The sequence below is a fragment of the Nonomuraea sp. NPDC049419 genome (assembly GCF_040676995.1).
Classification (GTDB): Bacteria; Actinomycetota; Actinomycetes; order Streptosporangiales; family Streptosporangiaceae; genus Nonomuraea; species Nonomuraea salmonea.
Window position 1 is genome coordinate 553,084 of sequence record NZ_JBFAQB010000001.1, and the last position, 16,852, is coordinate 569,935.

A 16,852-nucleotide genomic window follows, 5' to 3' on the forward strand; every position below is an offset into this window, starting at 1 on the left:
CCACGGGCGGGCGTCTTTCCCGCCCTGGTACGGTTCCGACCGCTGAGAGTGTTGCACGAGCCAGGACGACCCATGCGCACGGTGTCAGTCCGGCTTCGAACATGACATGCCGAGCACACCGGGGCGAGATCTGGTCTTTCCCCGGATACCTGCATGCCGCTTGACGCCGCGTACAGCACACGCGTGTAATTACAACCATGTTGTTACGCCTTCCCGTGGGTGGGTAATAAGGAAGGCGTCCATGGGGGGCTCCATTGCGGGCGGGCGGCAGGGAGGTGTGCAGTGACCGATCCGGTCATCGCACAGGAACAGCTTGACGCTGAAGAACTCGGCTGGCAGGAACGCGCCTTGTGCGCGCAGACGGATCCGGAGGCGTTCTTCCCGGAGAAGGGCGGCTCCACCCGAGAGGCCAAGAAGGTCTGCCGATCGTGCGAGGTCCGTGCCGAGTGCCTGGAATACGCACTCGAGCACGATGAGCGCTTCGGCATCTGGGGTGGGCTGTCCGAGCGGGAGCGCAGACGGATCAAGCGCCAAGCCGTATAGGACGACAAGGGGGGGAAGGGGTCACGCGGAACGCCGTGTGACCCTTTTCGCATCTCTTGATCGGCTTGTCGCTGTATGGTGGGCGCGCCTGATCATCCCCCGGGAGCCCCAGCGATGTCACGTCCCTACGTCACCGCGATCGTCGTCGCTCATGACGGCGCGCGCTGGCTGGGGGAGACCCTGCGTGCGCTGATCAACCAGAGCCGCAGACCGGACCGCGTGGCGGGCGTCGACAACGGCAGCAGGGACGGCTCCGCCGACCTGCTGGCCCAGGCGCTCGGCCCCGGCAACGTGCTCTCCCTGCCCCGTTCGACCGGTTTCGGCGAGGCGGTCGCCGAGGTGGTGGCGAAGCTGCCGCCCGCCGGGCGCGAGGAGTGGATCTGGCTGCTCCACGACGACAGCGCCCCCGACAGGCGCGCGCTGGAACAGCTGCTCACCGCCGCCGCCCAGGACCCCAAGGCCGCCGTGCTCGGCCCCAAGCTGCGCGACTGGCTCGACCGGCGGCGGCTGCTGGAGATCGGCGTGACCGTGGGCCGCACCGGCCGCAGGGACACCGGACTCGAACCGCTGGAGTTCGACCAGGGGCAGCACGACGGGACGCGGGAGGTGCTGTCGGTCTCCACGGCCGGCATGTTGATCCGGCGGGACGTCTGGGAGCGCACCGGCGGGCTCGACCCGTTCCTGCCGATCTTCCGCGACGACCTCGACCTGTGCTGGCGGGTCCGCAACGCCGGGCACAAGGTGCTCAACGTCACCTCCGCCGTCGCCTGGCACGCCGAGGCGGCGGCCCGCAGGCGGCGGCGCATCACGGTCAGCGGCGACCATCCGCGCCGGCTCGACCGGCGCAACGCGATCTTCGTGGTGATGGCCAACCTGCCGTTCCGCGCCATGCTCTGGGCCCTGCTGCGCAACCTGCTCGGCTCGGCCTTCCGCACGCTGCTGTTCATCGTCAGCAAACAACCCGCGAACGCCCTGGACGAGGTGGTCGCGCTCGGCTCGGTGCTGGCGCATCCGTTGCGGCTGATGCGGGCGCGGCGAACCCGCCGAAACGGGCGCAAGAAGGGGTATGGGCGCATCAAACGGCTGATGACGCCCCGCGGCGCCGCCTGGCGCCGGCTCACCGACATGGTGCAGAGCTTCCTCGCCGGCCAGGCGCCCGTGGACTCGGCCGGGCGGCACCACGTCGCCGCCGCCGACCCCGATCAGGAGGTCGTGCCGCCGCCCGACACCGGGGCCTTCCAGCGGTTCATCGGCCGGCCAGGCGTCATCCTCATGGTCGCGCTCACGCTCGTGACGCTGGTGGCCGAGCGCTCGCTGCTCGGCGGCGAACGGCTCGGCGGCGGCGCGCTGGTCCCGGTGATCGGCGGGGCCCGCGACCTCTGGGAGTTCTACACCGAGGGGTTCCACGACATCGGGCTCGGCTCGACCGCGCCGGCGCCTCCCTACGTGGCCGTGCTCGCCGCCCTGTCCACGCTGGCGTTCGGCAAGACGTGGGTCGCCGTGTCCGTGCTGTTGCTGGGGTCGGTGCCGCTGGCCGGGGCGGCGGCGTACCTGGCCACCCGGCACGTCATCCCCGGGGTGCCGGCGCGGGCGTGGGCGGCGGGCACGTACGCGCTGCTGCCCGTCGCCACCGGCGCCATCGCGGCCGGACGGCTGGGGACGGCGGTGGTGTTCGTGCTCGTCCCCGTGTACGCGTGGCTGCTCGGCATCACCCTGCTCGCCGCCGACCGGCGCAGGGCGCGGCGGGCCGCATGGGCGCTCGGGTTGTGGCTGGCGGTCGGGACGGCGTTCGTGCCGCTGGTGTATCCGCTGTTCGCGGTGCTGGGCGTGCTCGGCGCGGTGGCCTTCGGCGGCACCGGCCGATCGGCGGCCGGCCGCCAGGCGGGCGGGCGGCTTCGCGGCGGCGCCGGGCCCGATGGCGGTGGGCGCGGGAGTGGGCGCGAGAGTGGGCGCGGCGGTTCTGGGCGTGGCTCCGGGCGCGGCGGTTCTGGACGGAATGGCTCTGGGCGTGGGCGTTTTCGGCGGGGCTCGGGCGCGCGGGGTGGGATCGCGGTGTCGATGGGCATCGCGCTCGCCGTGCCGCCCGCGTTGCTGCTGCCCTGGCTGGCGAGCCTGGCGACCGACCCGGGCAGGCTGCTGCTGGAGGCGGGGCTGCACGACCCCGCGCTGGTGGACCAGGCGCTCGCCCCCGAGTCGCTCCTGGCGCTCAGCCCCGGAGGCCCGGGGCTGCCGCCGTACTGGGTGACGGCCGGGCTCGTCCTGACCGCGCTGGCCGCGCTGCTCATGCGCCGCCAGCGGATGATCGTCGCCATCGGCTGGGCCGTCGCCCTGTACGGCGTGCTGGCCGCCATCCTGGTCGGCCGCATCACCGTGGAAGGGGCGCGGGCCTGGCCGGGGGTGCCGCTGGCGTTCGCGGGGACCGGGCTCGTGGTGCTCGTGGGCCTGACCGCGCACCGGCTGCCCGAGCTGCGCGCCTCGGGCGGGCTGCGCCGGCTGGGCGCGGGTGCGGTGGCGGCCGTGGCGTTCAGCACGCCGCTGCTGGCCGCCGGGTTCTGGATCGCCACCGGCGTACGCGGGCCGCTCGTCGGCGACGCCCCCGACGTCATGCCGGCCCTGGCCGCCGCCCGTACCGTGAACGGCGAGCGCACCCTCGTGCTCAAGGGCTCGTCGTTCACCCTGCTGCACGGGCGCGGCCCGCTGCTCGGCGAGTCCGAGTTACCCGTCGGCTCCCAGGAGCGCGCCCGCGTGGGCAACGCCGTGCGCGGCCTGGTCGGCGGCCGGGGCGGCGACGCGGCCACGCTCGCCCAGCAGGGCATCGGGATGGTCGCCGTCGCGCCGCCCGTACCGGCCGCGCTGGCCGCGACGCTCGACTCGCAGCCGTCGCTCGAACGCATGAGCCTGTCGCAGACGGGCGGCGGGTTGTGGCGGCTGGCCGAGCCGGTGACCCGCGTGCCGGCCCAGCCGGTCGGCGTCCTGCACACCATGTATCTGTACGTCCAGGGCGCGATGGTGCTGGTCGTGGCCCTCCTCGCGGCTCCCGGCCGGCGCCAGGAGGAAGGCGCGGAGGCGGGCGCCGTGGCACTGGCGGGGGCGTGATGAAGGCGTTCGTGGAGAACAGGTTCGGCCTGCCGGCCCTCGTCGTGGTCGCTCTGGCCGCCATGTACGGCATCGCGTACGTCACCAGGCCCGAGCCCCTCCCGCCCCCGCCGACCGGCCCCACCAAGGTGGCCGTCGAGTCCGTCACCACCGTCTGCCCCGGCGCCAAGGGCCGCCGCGTGGACGTCTACCTGCCCGGCTCCCTCACCACCGAGACCATGGAGAGCGGCGGCCCGTACGTCACCAAGGGCCCAGGCGGCCTGGAGGCCGGCCACCTCACCCGCGCCACCTCCGGCGCCGCCCGCGGCCTGGCCGGGGTCCGCTGCACCGAGCCCGCCCCCGCCACCTGGCTGCTCGGCCCCGGCCCGGCCGACGCCGACGTACGCCTGTACCTCACCAACGCCGACAAGGCGCCCGCCATGGCCGACGTGCAGGTCTACGCCGCGGAAGGGCTCGTCTCCGGCGACGCCGGGATCGGCCTGGAGATCAAGCCGGGCGAGCACCGCGAGATCGACCTCAGGACTCTCGCGCCGTCGGCCGACGTGATGGCGGTCAGCGTCACCACCACGTTCGGGCGGGTGGCCGTGGCCGCCAGGACGATGCTGGAGAGCGGGGGCGTGGACTGGCTCCCCGCGGCCGGTACGCCTGCCACCCGCGTCGTCGTCCCCGGCATCCCGAAGGGCGGCGGCCTGCGCCGGCTGCTCGTCGCCGCCCCCGGCGAGACGGACGCCGCCGTGCAGATCAGGGCGGTCAGCGAGGACGCCGAGTACGCGATGAAGGGCCGCGAGACCCTCGACGTCCCGGCCGGCACGGTCGCGGCCCTCGACGTCACGACCGGCATCGCCGGCTCCGCCGCCGCCCTCGTCCTCACCTCACCGACCCCCATCGTCGCCGGCGTGACGATCATCGGGACGGGCGAGAAGCCGGACGTCGCGTACACGGCCGGCACCCCCTCACTCGCGCTGGGCAGCGCCGTGGCCCGCAACACCACGGGCGCCCGCCTCCTCCTGACCGCCTTGGGCACAGCCGGCAAGGTGCAGGTGCAGGTGGTGGGGGCCAAGGGCAAGGCGGAGCCGGCGTACGAGCTGGAGATCCCGGCAGACAGAACCCGAGACGTCCGCGTGAAGGCGAAGGGCGACTTCGCCGTGGTGCTCACCCCGATCGCAGGCGAGGTCTACGGTGCCCGCCTCCAGGAGGAACGCCACAAATCCGGCACTCTCCTCACCACCCAACCCCTCTCCCCGGCCCGCACCTGGACCATGCTCCCCGCCCTCACGGACACCCCTCGCGTGGTCCTGCCGTAACGGCGACACGCGTATCGCACAAGTGTGCTGACGCTCACCGTGCCTCCGCGCTTCCCGGCCTCGCCGACGCTGACGTGCAGTTTCGGGTGGTACGGGACGACGCCGCAGGCCCAGTGGCCGGCGGCCGTGTAGTCGGCGCGGGGGATGTCGCGGGTGCTGTAGGTGGTGAGGCGGTGTTTCGGTCCGGCGGGCGGCAGGGATTGGCTGCGGCGGTCCTAGCGGAATCGACCGGGATCAGCGGTGGTGGTCGCCGCGACGGAATCCGGGGTCAGCGGCGGTCGTCGTAGCCGGGGTCCACGGTTTCCGGGGCCAGGCCGAGCAAGGTGGCGACCTGTTCGACGACCGTGTCGTGAACCATGGCGCCCAGGGTGTCGCGGTCTCGGGCCCTCGCCTCCAGCGGGCGGCGGTAGACCACGACCGAGGCAGGGGAGTTGCCGGTGGCGGCGTCGGCGCGGCCGAAGGGGATGGGGTCGGAGTCGAGCCCGGGCCCGTCGCCCAGCTCGCTCAGCGGCGGCACCTCCTCCACCGCGAACTCCACCGCCGACAACTGCCGCTCCCACCGGGGACGCAGCCGGTCGACGGCGTCGAGCACGAGGTCGTCGAAGCGTTCGCTGCGCGACTTGGCCATGGGGACGTGGGAGGGGGCGAGCGGGCCGCGGAGGCCGCGACCGTGGCGATCGCGCCGTCTGGGACCGCGCTTCTGAGTCACGTGTGCCAGTGTACGGGCCCGTTCAGCCGATGCCCGGGAGCGGTCGCGTGGTGTCCGAAAGGTGGGGGTGCCAACCGGGACGAACGTGATCTTCAGTGAAGATCGGAAAGGCAGGATTGGGCTGGTGACGGGGTGGGGAAAGGCGGGAATGGAAGCGCGGGCAAAGGGGCGGAGGTCTCGGGGCATGTGGGTGGAAACGCTGCGACAGGTGTCCGAATTGTGGCGACACGCTCGTTAAGAGCGCTCAGGTAGTGGCGCCTCGCACTCTTACCAGATACGGTCCCTCCGTGAGCCCCGTCCGCCGCTGTTCCCGCACCGCCTGCAGCCAGCCTGCCGTCTTCACGCTCACGTACGTGTACGCCGACTCGACCGCTGTCCTCGGCCCCCTGGCGACGTACGCGGAGCCACACTGTTATGACCTGTGCGCCGAACACGCCGAGCGACTGACCGCGCCCCGCGGCTGGGAGGTGGTGCGGCTGCCCACCGACGGCGCCTCGCCCAGCTCCGACGATCTCGAAGCGCTGGCCAACGCGGTCAGGGAGGCCGCGAGACCGACGCCGTCGGGCGGTGGCGAGCCGGTCGGGCAGGGCGTCGAGGTCGGCCGGCGTGGGCACCTGCGCGTTCTGAGATCGGCCCAGCAGCACCGTGACCGGTAGGCTCCTTCTGTAAGGCGGAAACGACCTAGGGGCGGAGCTGGAGAGTGGGCGACCTCGCCAAGATCTTCAAAGCGTATGACGTTCGCGGGGTGGTGCCCGACGAGCTTGACGAGCAGACCGCCGAGGCGGTGGGGGCGGCGTTCGTCGAGGTGACCGGGGCCGGCTCGATCGTGGTCGCGCACGACATGCGCGAGTCGTCGCCGGTGCTGGCCGAGGCGTTCATCCGCGGCGCGCGTTCGCGCAGGGCCGACGTCGTGCACGCGGGCCTGGGCTCCACCGACCTGCTCTACTACGCCAGCGGCAGCCTGGGGCTGCCCGGCGTGATGTTCACCGCCAGCCACAACCCGGCCCGCTACAACGGCATGAAGATGTGCCGCGCGGGCGCGGTGCCGATCGGCGGCGACACCGGTCTGACGGAGATCCGCGACAGGGCGTCCGAGCTGCTCGCGACGGCCGCGCAGGACACGAAGGCCGGCTCGGTGATCGAGAAGGACCTGCTGTCCGGCTACGCCCACCACCTGCGCACGCTCGTCGACCTGAGCGGCATCCGCCCGCTGAAGGTGGTCGTCGACGCGGGCAACGGCATGGGCGGCCACACGGTGCCCGCGGTGTTCGACGGCCTGCCGATCGAGCTGGTGCCCCTCTACTTCGAGCTCGACGGCGGCTTCCCCAACCACGAGGCCAACCCTCTGGAGCCCCAGAACCTGCTCGACCTGCAGCGGGCGGTCGTCGAGAGCGGCGCCGACATCGGGCTCGCCTTCGACGGCGACGCCGACCGCTGCTGGGTGATCGACGAGCGCGGCGCCTCGGTCTCGCCGTCGGCGATCACGGCGCTGGTGGCCGTACGCGAGCTGGCCAAGGACCCCGGCGCGACGATCATCCACAACCTGATCACGTCGCTGGGCGTGCCGGAGATCGTCCGCGAGCACGGCGGCGTGCCGGTGCGCACCCGGGTCGGCCACTCCTTCATCAAGGCCGAGATGGCCCGCACCGGCGCGGTGTTCGGCGGTGAGCACTCCGCCCACTACTACTTCAGGGACTTCTGGTTCGCCGACTCCGGCATGCTGGCGGCCATGCACGTGCTGGCCGCGCTCGGCGAGCAGGACAGGCCGCTGTCGGAGGTGGCCGCCGCCTACTCCCGCTACCACGCCTCGGGCGAGGTCAACAGCGCGGTGTCCGACCAGGCCGAGGCGCTGCGGCGGGTGCGTGCGGCGTTCGCGGACCGGGGCGAGTTCGACGAGGTCGACGGGCTGACCGTGACGGGGTCGGGCTGGTGGTTCAATCTGCGTCCCTCCAACACCGAGCCGCTGCTCAGGCTGAACGCCGAGGCGGCCGACGAGAGCAAGATGACGGCGATCAGGGACGAGGTCCTCGCCATCGTGGGAAAGGTGTCAGAGTGAAGATCGACGACTGGCTGCTGGAGATCCTGGCCTGCCCGGCGTGCAAGGCTCCGCTGCGTGCCGAGCACGAGGCGGAGGAGCTGGCCTGCACGGGCTGCGGCCTGATCTACCCGGTGAGGGACGACATCCCGGTCCTGCTCGTCGACGAGGCCAGGAAGCCGTGACCTGGGAGCCGGAGCGGCTCGACGACCAGGGACACCTCACCGAGGCCGACCCCGGCGGCATGCTTCCGGCGGTGGCCGCATCCGCGGCCCACATCCGCACCGGCCACCGCGTCGCGATCGAGGCGGGCGTCGAAAGGCTGGCAGGCCACGGGCGCCCGCGGGCCATCGTGGTCGCGGGCATGGGCGCCGCCGGCCTCGCCGGCGACATCCTGGCGGCCGTCGTCGGCAACGGCGCGCCGCTGCCGATCGTGACCGTGCGCTCCTACCAGCTCCCCGGCTGGGTAGGAGCCACCGACCTGGTCATCGCCGTCTCCGGCTCAGGAGACACGGAAGAGACGCTGGCCCTGGCCACCCAGGCGGTGCGCCGGGGCTCCTCGCTGCTCGGCGTGGGCCCGGCGGGCTCCCCGCTGGAGGCCGTGGCGCTGCAGGCGTCGGCCGTCTACGTGCCGGTGCCGGTCACCGGGCAGTCGCGGTCCAACCTGTGGCTGCTGAGCGTCCCGCCCATCGTGGCGGCCGCGGCGCTGCGGCTGGTGCAGGCCGACGCCGACCTGTTCGAGCGGGTGGCGAGGTCGCTCGAGGACATCGCGCACCGGTGCCGGCCCTCCAGCGAGTCGTTCATCAACCCCGGCAAGTCGCTGGCCCTCGACCTGGCCGAGACCGTGCCGATGGTGTGGGGGGCGTCGCAGGTGGCGGGGGTGGCGGCGTACCGGATGGTCTGTCAGCTCGCGGCGAGCGCGAAATATCCCGCAGTGCACGGCGAGCTGCCCGAGGCCGGCCACCATCAGGTGGCGGCGTTCGACGGGCCGCTGGCCGAGCGCGACATCTTCGCCGACACCTCGGGCCGCACGCTGAGGCTCGTCGTGCTGCGCGACGTCGAGGAGCATCCGCAGGTGACGCGGCGGCGCGAGGCGGCGCTGCGGCTGGCGGGCGAGCGCGACGTGCCGGTCACCGAACTGGCCGCCGAGGGCGTGCATCCGCTCGAACGTCTCGCCTCTCTCATCGCGTTCGGCGACTACGCCAGCACCTACCTGGCGCTGGGATATGACGTCGATCCCGCGGCCGTATCCGCAATCACTGAGGTCAAAGCGAGAATTACCCCATAGGATCCTCTTCCAAGAGTTTGACGTGATCTTATGAGTGGAGAAGATCGGTGAGCGCGAGCGGCGGAACTAAAGCAATCATCGCGGCATTGTCCGCGAACTTGGCGATCGCCGTGGCCAAGTTCGTGGCCGCGGTCTTCACCGGTTCCTCGTCGATGCTGGCCGAGGGCATCCACTCGGTCGCCGACTCGGGCAACCAGGTGCTGCTGCTGGTCGGCGGCAAGCGGGCGGCCAGGGCCAGCACCCGCGAACATCCCTTCGGCTACGGCCGCGAGCGCTACTTCTACGCGTTCGTGGTGGCCGTGGTGCTGTTCACGATCGGCGCGGCGTTCTCCCTGTACGAAGGCATCCACAAGATCTCCGACCCGCACCAGGTCGAGTCGCCGATCTGGGCGTTCGCGGTGCTGATCTTCGCGATCATCGCCGAGACGCTCTCCTTCCGTACGGCGGTCAAGGAGTCCAACCCGCTGCGCGGAAACCAGTCCTGGATCAGCTTCATCCGGCGCTCCAAGTCGCCCGAGCTGCCCGTCATCCTGCTCGAAGACCTGGGCGCGCTGCTCGGTCTGATCTTCGCGCTGTTCGGCGTCACGATGGCGGTGGTCACCGGTGACGGCGTCTGGGACGGCATCGGCACGCTCATGATCGGCGTGCTGCTCGCCATCATCGCGGTCGTGCTGGCCATCGAGACCAAGTCGCTGCTCGTCGGCGAGGGCGCGTCCCCCGAGATGGAGACCCGGATCAGGGCCGCGCTGGAGAGCGCGCCCGAGGTGGAGCGGGTCATCCACATGCGTACGCTGCACCTCGGCCCCGAGGAGCTGCTGGTGGCCGCCAAGATCGCGGTGGAGCACAACGACACGGCGGCCGACGTGGCGCGCGGCATCGACGAGGCCGAGCGGCGCATCCGCGATGCGGTGCCGATCGCCCGGGTGATCTACCTGGAGCCCGACCTCGACCGGGCTCGCAGCACGAGCAACTCCTCCAGCTGACCCGCGGGTCAGCGGCGGGGCCTGGGGCCGAGCAGGCGCAGGGCCTTCTCCTTCTCGAAGTCGAGGGCCCGGCGCGGCGCCTGGATGCGCCCGATCCGCACCCCCAGGTCCCGTACGGCCGCCGCCACCGCGGGCTCGCTCAGCACCCGGAGCGCGAACGCCAGCTCGGCCGGCGAGACGTCGAACCGTTTCTCCAGCTCCACCCCCTGCGCCACGGCGGCCAGCTCGTCGGGGCCGAACCGTCTGTGCGCCCCCTGCTCCCTGACGGGCGGGAGCAGGCCGAGCGCCTCCCGGTATCGGAGCATTCGCGGGGACATGCCGAGCCGCTTGGCCGCTTCGGTGATGCGCATTCTTACATTCTTACGTCAGATTCGGCCTCCCCGGCGTGCATCGGCGTACGAGCGCCGCCTAGACTCGTCGGCGTCAACCATCCCGTGACGCGAGGGGACACCCGATGGACTTCAAGGTCGCCGACCTTTCACTTGCCGACTTCGGCCGTAAGGAAATCCGGCTCGCCGAGCACGAGATGCCCGGTCTCATGGCAGTACGCAAGGAATACGCGGCCTCCCAGCCCCTTCGCGGCGCGAAGATCATGGGCTCGCTGCACATGACGATCCAGACGGCCGTCCTCATCGAGACCCTGGTCGCGCTCGGCGCCGAGGTGCGCTGGGTGAGCTGCAACATCTTCTCCACGCAGGACCACGCGGCCGCCGCCGTGGTGGTCGGCCCCGACGGCACCGCCGAGGACCCCAAGGGCGTTCCGGTGTTCGCGTGGAAGGGCGAGACGCTGGAGGAGTACTGGTGGTGCACCGATCAGGCGCTCACCTGGCCTGACGGCACCGCCCCCAACATGATCCTCGACGACGGCGGCGACGCCACGCTGCTGGTCCACAAGGGCGCCGAGTACGAGAAGGCCGGCGCCGTGCCCCCGGCGACCGCCGACGACCCGGAGGAGTGGCACGTCATCATCGACCTGCTCACCCGCACGGTCGGCGCCGACAAGAAGTGGACGAAGATCGCCGAGAGCATCAAGGGCGTCACCGAGGAGACCACGACCGGCGTGCACCGTCTCTACGAGATGCACAAGAACGGCCAGCTCCTCTTCCCGGCCATCAACGTCAACGACTCGGTCACCAAGTCGAAGTTCGACAACAAGTACGGCTGCCGCCACTCCGTCATCGACGGCCTCAACCGCGCCACCGACGTGCTCATCGGCGGCAAGGTGGCCGTGGTCTGCGGCTACGGTGACGTCGGCAAGGGCTGCGCCGACGCGCTGCGCGGCCAGGGCGCCCGCGTGATCGTGACGGAGATCGACCCGATCTGCGCGCTGCAGGCGGCCATGGACGGCTTCCAGGTCACCACGCTCGACGAGGTCGTCGGCATCGCCGACATCTTCGTCACCTGCACGGGCAACTTCAACATCATCACCGCCGACCACATGGCGCGGATGAAGCACCAGGCGATCGTGTCCAACATCGGCCACTTCGACAACGAGATCGACATGGCCGGCCTGGCCAAGCTGCCCGGCATCGAGAAGCGCAACATCAAGCCGCAGGTCGACGAGTGGGTGTTCGCCGACGGCCACTCGATCATCGTGCTCGCCGAGGGCCGGCTGATGAACCTGGGCTGCGCCACCGGCCACCCCAGCTTCGTCATGTCCAACTCGTTCACCAACCAGGTGATCGCGCAGATCGAGCTGTTCACCAAGACCGAGGACTACCCGCTCGGCGTCTACACGCTGCCCAAGCACCTCGACGAGAAGGTGGCGCGGCTGCACCTCGACGCGCTCGGCGTCAAGCTCACCGAGCTGACCAAGGAGCAGGCGGCCTACATCGGCGTCCACGTCGAGGGGCCGTACAAGTCCGACCACTACCGCTACTGAGCGACCCCTTTCCTGAGCTCCGGGAGGTCCCCGCGCCTCCCGGAGCTCCCTGTTTCTTCGCTTCCGAGGCTGGCCATGGATCTCAGTGAAAGCGGCGAGCGGCAGATCTCCTGGGCCGCTCGTTCGATGCCGGTGCTGACCGCGATCGGCGAGCGGTTCGCGCTCGAACGGCCGCTCGACGGGCTGAAGATCGCGGCCTGCCTGCACGTCACCGCCGAGACGGCGGTGCTCATGGGAGCGCTGCAGGCCGGTGGGGCGGAGATCGCGCTGGCCGCGTCCAACCCGCTGTCCACGCAGGACGACGTGGCCGCGGCGCTGCGGTCGTACGGGATCGGCGTGCACGCCAGGGCCGGCGTCGACCGGGCGACCTACTACCGGCACATCCACGAGGCCCTCGACGTGGGTCCCGACCTGGTGCTCGACGACGGCTGCGACCTGGTCAACATCCTGCACACCGAGCGGCGCGACCTGCTCGACGGCGTGAGCGGCGGCTGCGAGGAGACCACGACCGGCATCATCCGGCTGCGCCAGATGGCGGCCGAGGACGCGTTGCGCTTCCCCGTGGTCGCGGTGAACGACACCCGGACCAAGCGCATGTTCGACAACCGGTACGGCACCGGGCAGTCCACCTTCGACGGCATCATGCGGGCCACCAACACGATGCTGGCCGGGCGCACGGTCGTGGTCGCCGGATTCGGGTTCTGCGGGCGCGGGGTCGCCGAGCGGGCCAAGGGGCTCGGGGCCCGGGTGATCGTCACCGAGATCGACGCCGTGAAGGCGCTCGACGCCACCTTGCAGGGGTACGAGGTGCGGCCCATGGCGCAGGCGGCGCTGATCGGCGACGTGTTCGTCACCGTCACCGGCAACCGCGACGTGATCAGGGCCGAGCACCTGTCGGTCATGAAGGACGGGGCGATCCTGGCCAACGCGGGGCACTTCGACGTCGAGATCGACGTGCGGGCGCTGGACGAGCTGGCCACCGAGGTGCACCGGGGGGTGCGGCCCAACACTGACGAGTACGTCATGCCCGACGGGCGCCGCCTCCTGCTGCTGGCCGAGGGCCGCCTGGTCAACCTGACGGCGGCCGAGGGGCATCCCGCGGCCGTCATGGACATGTCGTTCTCCGCCCAGGCGCTCGCCGTGGCGTGGCTGGCGGCCGAACGGGCGGGCCTCGCGCCCGGTGTCTACGACGTGCCCGAGGAGATCGACCACGAGGTGGCCAGGCTCAAGCTGGCAGCGGCCGGCATCGGCATCGACCTGCTGACGGCCGAACAGGAGGACTACCTCCACAGCTGGCGCGTCGGCTCCTGAGCGCGCTTACAGGGCGGCTTGCATGTCCTGCATGCGGCGGATCTCCGCTGCCTGGGTGACGCTGACGTCGCCGGCCAGCTCCTCAATTCTGATGTGGGTGCCGTTTGTCAGGACTTCCTCGGACATTTTGATCGCGCCGAGGTGGTGGTTGATCATGAGTTGCAGGAACTGGCGGTCGAAGTCCTTGCCCTTGGCCGCCTTCAGGGCGTCCATCTGTTCGGGAGAAGCCATCCCCGGCATGTTCTCGTGGGACGCGTGATGGTCGGGGACCTTCTGCTCCTGCTCGTGCAGCCACGTGGTCATGAAGGCGATCTCCGGCCCCTGCGCCGCCTTGATGCGGTCGGCGAGCGCCTTGAGCTTGGCCGACTCGGCGCGGTTGGGGGCGAGCAGGGCCATGTCCACGGCCTGGCGGTGGTGGACGACCATGTCCTGGACGTACTTGACGTCCGCCGCGTTGGGGGTGGCGGACGGTACGGCGGTGGCGGCCTCGCCCGGTGAGAGCGTCCTGGCCTGCTCGCCGGGCCGTCCGGGAGCGAGGACCGGAGCCGTCGAGTCAGCCCTGGGGGCCGGTGGGGTGGTGGAGCCGGCGGTGCACCCGGTGAGGGCCGCGATCAGGCCCACGATGACGACGAGCGCAGCGCGCACCCGACCTCCTGACTGATCTGGTCCAGATTGCGCACTCTAGGCGAAAAGTCCCGAGATGAGAAGGGGTCGAAGCGCAATAAAATTTGACATCTTGGACGCTGGTCAGGTCAGGCCCGAAAGGGTGAGGATGACGTAGATTTATGCCCCCTTTATTCGGAGGTTCCTCCGTGTTCTCCCTCCGCAGACCCCTCATCCTGGGTGCGGCGCTGATCGCGCTGGCAGGCGTCGTAGCGCCGGCCCAGGCTGCGGACATCCCGGCTCCCGGCGAGATCGTCATGAGCCCGAACATTAAGCACGTCACGAACGTGCCCAAGCCGGAAGCCCTGGCCGACATCCACACGGACATGGCCTTCCAGGGCGACTATGCCTATGTCGGCAACTACTCCGGCTTCTCCATCTACGACATCAGGAACCCCAAGAAGACGTCGCTGGTCAGCTCCGTGGTCTGCCCCGGCGGCCAGATGGACGTCTCGGTCTACGGAAACCTCCTGTTCGGATCGGTCGACTCCTCGCGCAGCGACGACTCCTGCACCAGCACCTCCCAGAGCGCCACGATCAAGGAGTCGTGGGAGGGCATCCGCATCTTCGACATCTCCGACAAGACCAACCCGCAGTACATCAAGTCGGTCGAGACGAACTGCGGCTCCCACACGCACACGCTGGTCCCCGACCGCAAGCGGCAGAACGTCTACCTCTACATCTCCTCCTACAGCCCGAGCGAGACGTTCCCCGACTGCAAGCCGCCGCACGACCTGATCTCGATCATCAAGGTGCCCCTGCGCGACCCGACGGCCGCCTCGGTGATCGCCACGCCCAACCTGTTCCCCGACGGCGGCTTCCCCGGCGTGCCCGGGTCCTACCCCGACGGCAAGTCGGCCACGACCGGGTGCCACGACATCACCGCCTACCCAGAGAAGGACATCGCGGCGGGCGCGTGCATGGGTGAGGGCGTCCTGCTCGACATCCGCGACCCCGAGCGGCCCCGCGTGACCGCGACCGCCAGGGACGAGACGAACTTCGCGTTCTGGCACTCCGCCACCTTCAACAACGAGGGCACGAAGGTCATCTTCACCGACGAGCTGGGCGGCGGCGGCGCGCCCACCTGCAACGAGGCCATCGGCCCGAACAGGGGCGCCGACGCGTACTACGACATCGTCCGCGGCGAGCTCGTCTTCAGGGGCTACTTCAAGATCGCGCGTCACCAGGACGACACCGAGAACTGCGTCGCCCACAACGGCTCGCTCATCCCGGTCAAGGGCCGCGACATCATGGTCCAGGCGTGGTACCAGGGCGGCATCTCGGTGATCGACTTCACCGACTCCAGCCGGCCGAAGGAGATCGCCTTCTTCGAGCGCGGGCCCGACAACACCGCTCCCGCGCTGTCCGGCGGGTTCTGGTCGGCGTACTACTACAACGGTTACATCTACGGCTCGGACTTCAACCTGGGCCTCGACGTCCTCAAGATCAACGACCCGCGGACCAACAAGGCCAACGGCGTCAAGACGGACCGGCTGAACGCCCAGACGCAGACGTCGTACCCCGAGCGCGGGCACGGCCACGGCTACTGACCCCCTCCAGGCGGCGGGGAGCCTCGGCGAGGGGCCCCGCCGCTTCCCCGTTCTCTCCGGTGACCCAGAAATCCCCGTTCAAGGAGGCTCCCGAGTGTCCCTTTCGCGCCGTTCCATCGTGGTGGCGGCAGCGGCCACCGTCTTAACGCTGGCGGGACTGCCCGCCGCCGCCGCGGACATTCCGCCCGCCGACGCCGTGGTCCACAGCCCGAACGTGACCCACGTGCTGAACATCCCGAAGCCCGACCCCATCGCCGGCACCATCAACACCGACATCGCCTTCCAGGGCGACTACGCCTATGTCGGCAACTACGGTGGCTTCTCCATCTACGACATCAGGAACCCGAAGAAGGCCAGGGCGGTCAGCTCCGTCGTCTGCCCCGGCGCCCAGATGGACGTCAGCGTCTACGGCGACCTGCTGTTCACCGCCGTCGACTCCTCGCGCAACGACGACTCCTGCAACAGCACCGGGCAGAGCGCGACGGTCAAGGAGTCGTGGGAGGGCGTCCGCATCTTCGACGTCTCCGACAAGACCAACCCGAAGTACATCAAGTCGGTTGAGACGAACTGCGGCTCGCACACGCTGACCCTCGTGCCGGGCAAGGGCCGCGACAAGAACAAGAACGTCTACATCTACGTCTCGTCGTACCAGCCGGCCGCGAACTTCCCCGACTGCGCGCCGCCGCACGACAAGATCTCGATCATCAAGGTGCCGCTGCGCGACCCGGCCGCCGCCGAGGTCGCGGCCACGCCCGTCGTCTTCCCCGACGGCGGCAACGAGACGCAGCCCGGCCTGCTGCTGCCCACCAGCGGCTGCCATGACATCACGGTCTACGCCGAGAAGGACATCGCGGCCGGCGCCTGCATGGGTGACGGCGTGCTGTTCGACATCAAGGACCGGCTGAACCCGAAGGTCACCGCCAGGACCACCGACCCGAACTTCGCGTTCTGGCACTCGGCCACCTTCAGCAACGACGCCAGGAAGGTCGTCTTCACCGACGAACTCGGCGGCGGCGGCGCGCCCACCTGCAACGAGGCCACCGGGCCGAACCGGGGCGCGGACGCCATCTACGAGATCGTCCGGGGCAAGCTCGTCTTCAAGAGCTACTTCAAGATCTCCCGCTACCAGGACGACAGCGAGAACTGCGTCGCCCACAACGGCTCGCTCATCCCCGTCAAGGGCCGCGACATCATGGTCCAGGCGTGGTACATGGGCGGCCTGTCGATCTGGGACTTCACCGACTCCAGGCGGCCCAGGGAGATCGGCTACTTCGAGCGCGGGCCGCGCTCGGACGGCGGCGGTGGCGGCATCTGGTCCGCCTACTACTACAACGGTTACATCTACGGCGCCGACTTCAACGAGGGGCTGGACGTCATCAAGATCGACGACCGGCTCACCGACAGCGCCAAGCACGTTCGTTTCGACCGGTTGAACACGCAGACGCAGGAGTCGTACAAGGACGGGCACGGGCACGGCCACTGGTGACG

The 16,852-nt window shown here is 70.5% G+C and carries 15 protein-coding genes; 12 read left to right on the forward strand and 3 right to left on the reverse strand.

What is annotated here, in order from left to right:
- Nucleotides 1-282 precede the first annotated feature (282 nt).
- The 3 genes from AB0K12_RS02720 (at nucleotide 283) to AB0K12_RS02730 (ending at nucleotide 4,943) form a co-directional block, all read left to right on the forward strand.
- A complete protein-coding gene (locus AB0K12_RS02720; protein WP_176903063.1) occupies nucleotides 283-543 on the forward strand; it encodes a WhiB family transcriptional regulator in 261 nt (86 codons plus the stop codon).
- Between the two features lie 114 nt (nucleotides 544-657).
- Complete coding sequence (locus AB0K12_RS02725) at nucleotides 658-3,639, forward strand: glycosyltransferase family 2 protein (RefSeq protein ID WP_364555123.1); 2,982 nt, start codon at nucleotides 658-660, stop codon at nucleotides 3,637-3,639.
- An 11-nt stretch (nucleotides 3,640-3,650) separates the two neighbouring features.
- Nucleotides 3,651-4,943 (forward strand): DUF5719 family protein, encoded by a 1,293-nt coding sequence (locus AB0K12_RS02730; RefSeq protein WP_364555124.1) that lies wholly within the window; start codon nucleotides 3,651-3,653, stop codon nucleotides 4,941-4,943.
- Between the two features lie 268 nt (nucleotides 4,944-5,211).
- On the opposite strand, the gene AB0K12_RS02735 is transcribed toward AB0K12_RS02730, so the two are convergent.
- The gene (locus tag AB0K12_RS02735) at nucleotides 5,212-5,652 is read right to left on the reverse strand and encodes a metallopeptidase family protein (protein ID WP_364555125.1); all 441 of its coding nucleotides are present in this window, start codon (nucleotides 5,650-5,652) and stop codon (nucleotides 5,212-5,214) included.
- Nucleotides 5,653-5,939: 287 nt separating this feature from the next.
- Between AB0K12_RS02735 and AB0K12_RS02740 the strand changes: the two genes are divergently transcribed.
- Genes AB0K12_RS02740 through AB0K12_RS02760 form a run of 5 tightly spaced genes read left to right on the forward strand, consistent with a single transcriptional unit; the run spans nucleotide 5,940 to nucleotide 9,958 of the window.
- Complete coding sequence (locus AB0K12_RS02740) at nucleotides 5,940-6,308, forward strand: DUF3499 domain-containing protein (RefSeq protein ID WP_106236645.1); 369 nt, start codon at nucleotides 5,940-5,942, stop codon at nucleotides 6,306-6,308.
- Nucleotides 6,309-6,352: 44 nt separating this feature from the next.
- Nucleotides 6,353-7,708 (forward strand): phosphomannomutase/phosphoglucomutase, encoded by a 1,356-nt coding sequence (locus AB0K12_RS02745; protein WP_364555126.1) that lies wholly within the window; start codon nucleotides 6,353-6,355, stop codon nucleotides 7,706-7,708.
- On the forward strand, nucleotides 7,705-7,872 hold the full coding sequence (locus tag AB0K12_RS02750; protein WP_345396568.1) for a Trm112 family protein: 168 nt from the start codon (nucleotides 7,705-7,707) through the stop codon (nucleotides 7,870-7,872). The genes AB0K12_RS02745 and AB0K12_RS02750 overlap by 4 nt, the downstream gene beginning before the upstream one ends.
- A complete protein-coding gene (locus AB0K12_RS02755; RefSeq protein WP_364555127.1) occupies nucleotides 7,869-8,975 on the forward strand; it encodes an SIS domain-containing protein in 1,107 nt (368 codons plus the stop codon). Before AB0K12_RS02750 ends, AB0K12_RS02755 begins: the two co-directional genes overlap by 4 nt.
- A gap of 47 nt (nucleotides 8,976-9,022) precedes the next feature.
- Nucleotides 9,023-9,958 carry a cation diffusion facilitator family transporter gene (locus AB0K12_RS02760; RefSeq protein ID WP_364555128.1) on the forward strand — a complete coding sequence of 312 codons (936 nt, stop codon included), beginning with the start codon at nucleotides 9,023-9,025 and terminating at the stop codon, nucleotides 9,956-9,958.
- 8 nt (nucleotides 9,959-9,966) lie between these two features.
- On the opposite strand, the gene AB0K12_RS02765 is transcribed toward AB0K12_RS02760, so the two are convergent.
- The gene (locus AB0K12_RS02765) at nucleotides 9,967-10,308 is read right to left on the reverse strand and encodes a MerR family DNA-binding transcriptional regulator (protein ID WP_364365278.1); all 342 of its coding nucleotides are present in this window, start codon (nucleotides 10,306-10,308) and stop codon (nucleotides 9,967-9,969) included.
- A 104-nt stretch (nucleotides 10,309-10,412) separates the two neighbouring features.
- Between AB0K12_RS02765 and ahcY the strand changes: the two genes are divergently transcribed.
- Entirely contained in the window at nucleotides 10,413-11,840 is a 1,428-nt protein-coding gene (gene ahcY / locus AB0K12_RS02770) for an adenosylhomocysteinase (RefSeq protein WP_364555129.1), read from the forward strand.
- 75 nt (nucleotides 11,841-11,915) lie between these two features.
- The gene (locus tag AB0K12_RS02775) at nucleotides 11,916-13,151 is read left to right on the forward strand and encodes an adenosylhomocysteinase (RefSeq protein WP_364365284.1); all 1,236 of its coding nucleotides are present in this window, start codon (nucleotides 11,916-11,918) and stop codon (nucleotides 13,149-13,151) included.
- A gap of 6 nt (nucleotides 13,152-13,157) precedes the next feature.
- Here AB0K12_RS02775 and AB0K12_RS02780 read toward each other — a convergent pair whose 3' ends face one another.
- Nucleotides 13,158-13,796, reverse strand: a complete 639-nt coding sequence (locus AB0K12_RS02780; RefSeq protein WP_364555130.1) for a DUF305 domain-containing protein — start codon at nucleotides 13,794-13,796, stop codon at nucleotides 13,158-13,160.
- 167 nt (nucleotides 13,797-13,963) lie between these two features.
- Here AB0K12_RS02780 and AB0K12_RS02785 point away from each other — a divergent pair, with 167 nt between their 5' ends.
- Both AB0K12_RS02785 and AB0K12_RS02790 read left to right on the forward strand, forming a co-directional pair.
- Complete coding sequence (locus AB0K12_RS02785; protein ID WP_364555131.1) at nucleotides 13,964-15,364, forward strand: hypothetical protein; 1,401 nt, start codon at nucleotides 13,964-13,966, stop codon at nucleotides 15,362-15,364.
- A 94-nt stretch (nucleotides 15,365-15,458) separates the two neighbouring features.
- Nucleotides 15,459-16,850: a hypothetical protein gene (locus AB0K12_RS02790; protein ID WP_364555132.1), complete on the forward strand. Its 1,392-nt coding sequence runs from the start codon at nucleotides 15,459-15,461 to the stop codon at nucleotides 16,848-16,850.
- Nucleotides 16,851-16,852 lie beyond the last annotated feature (2 nt).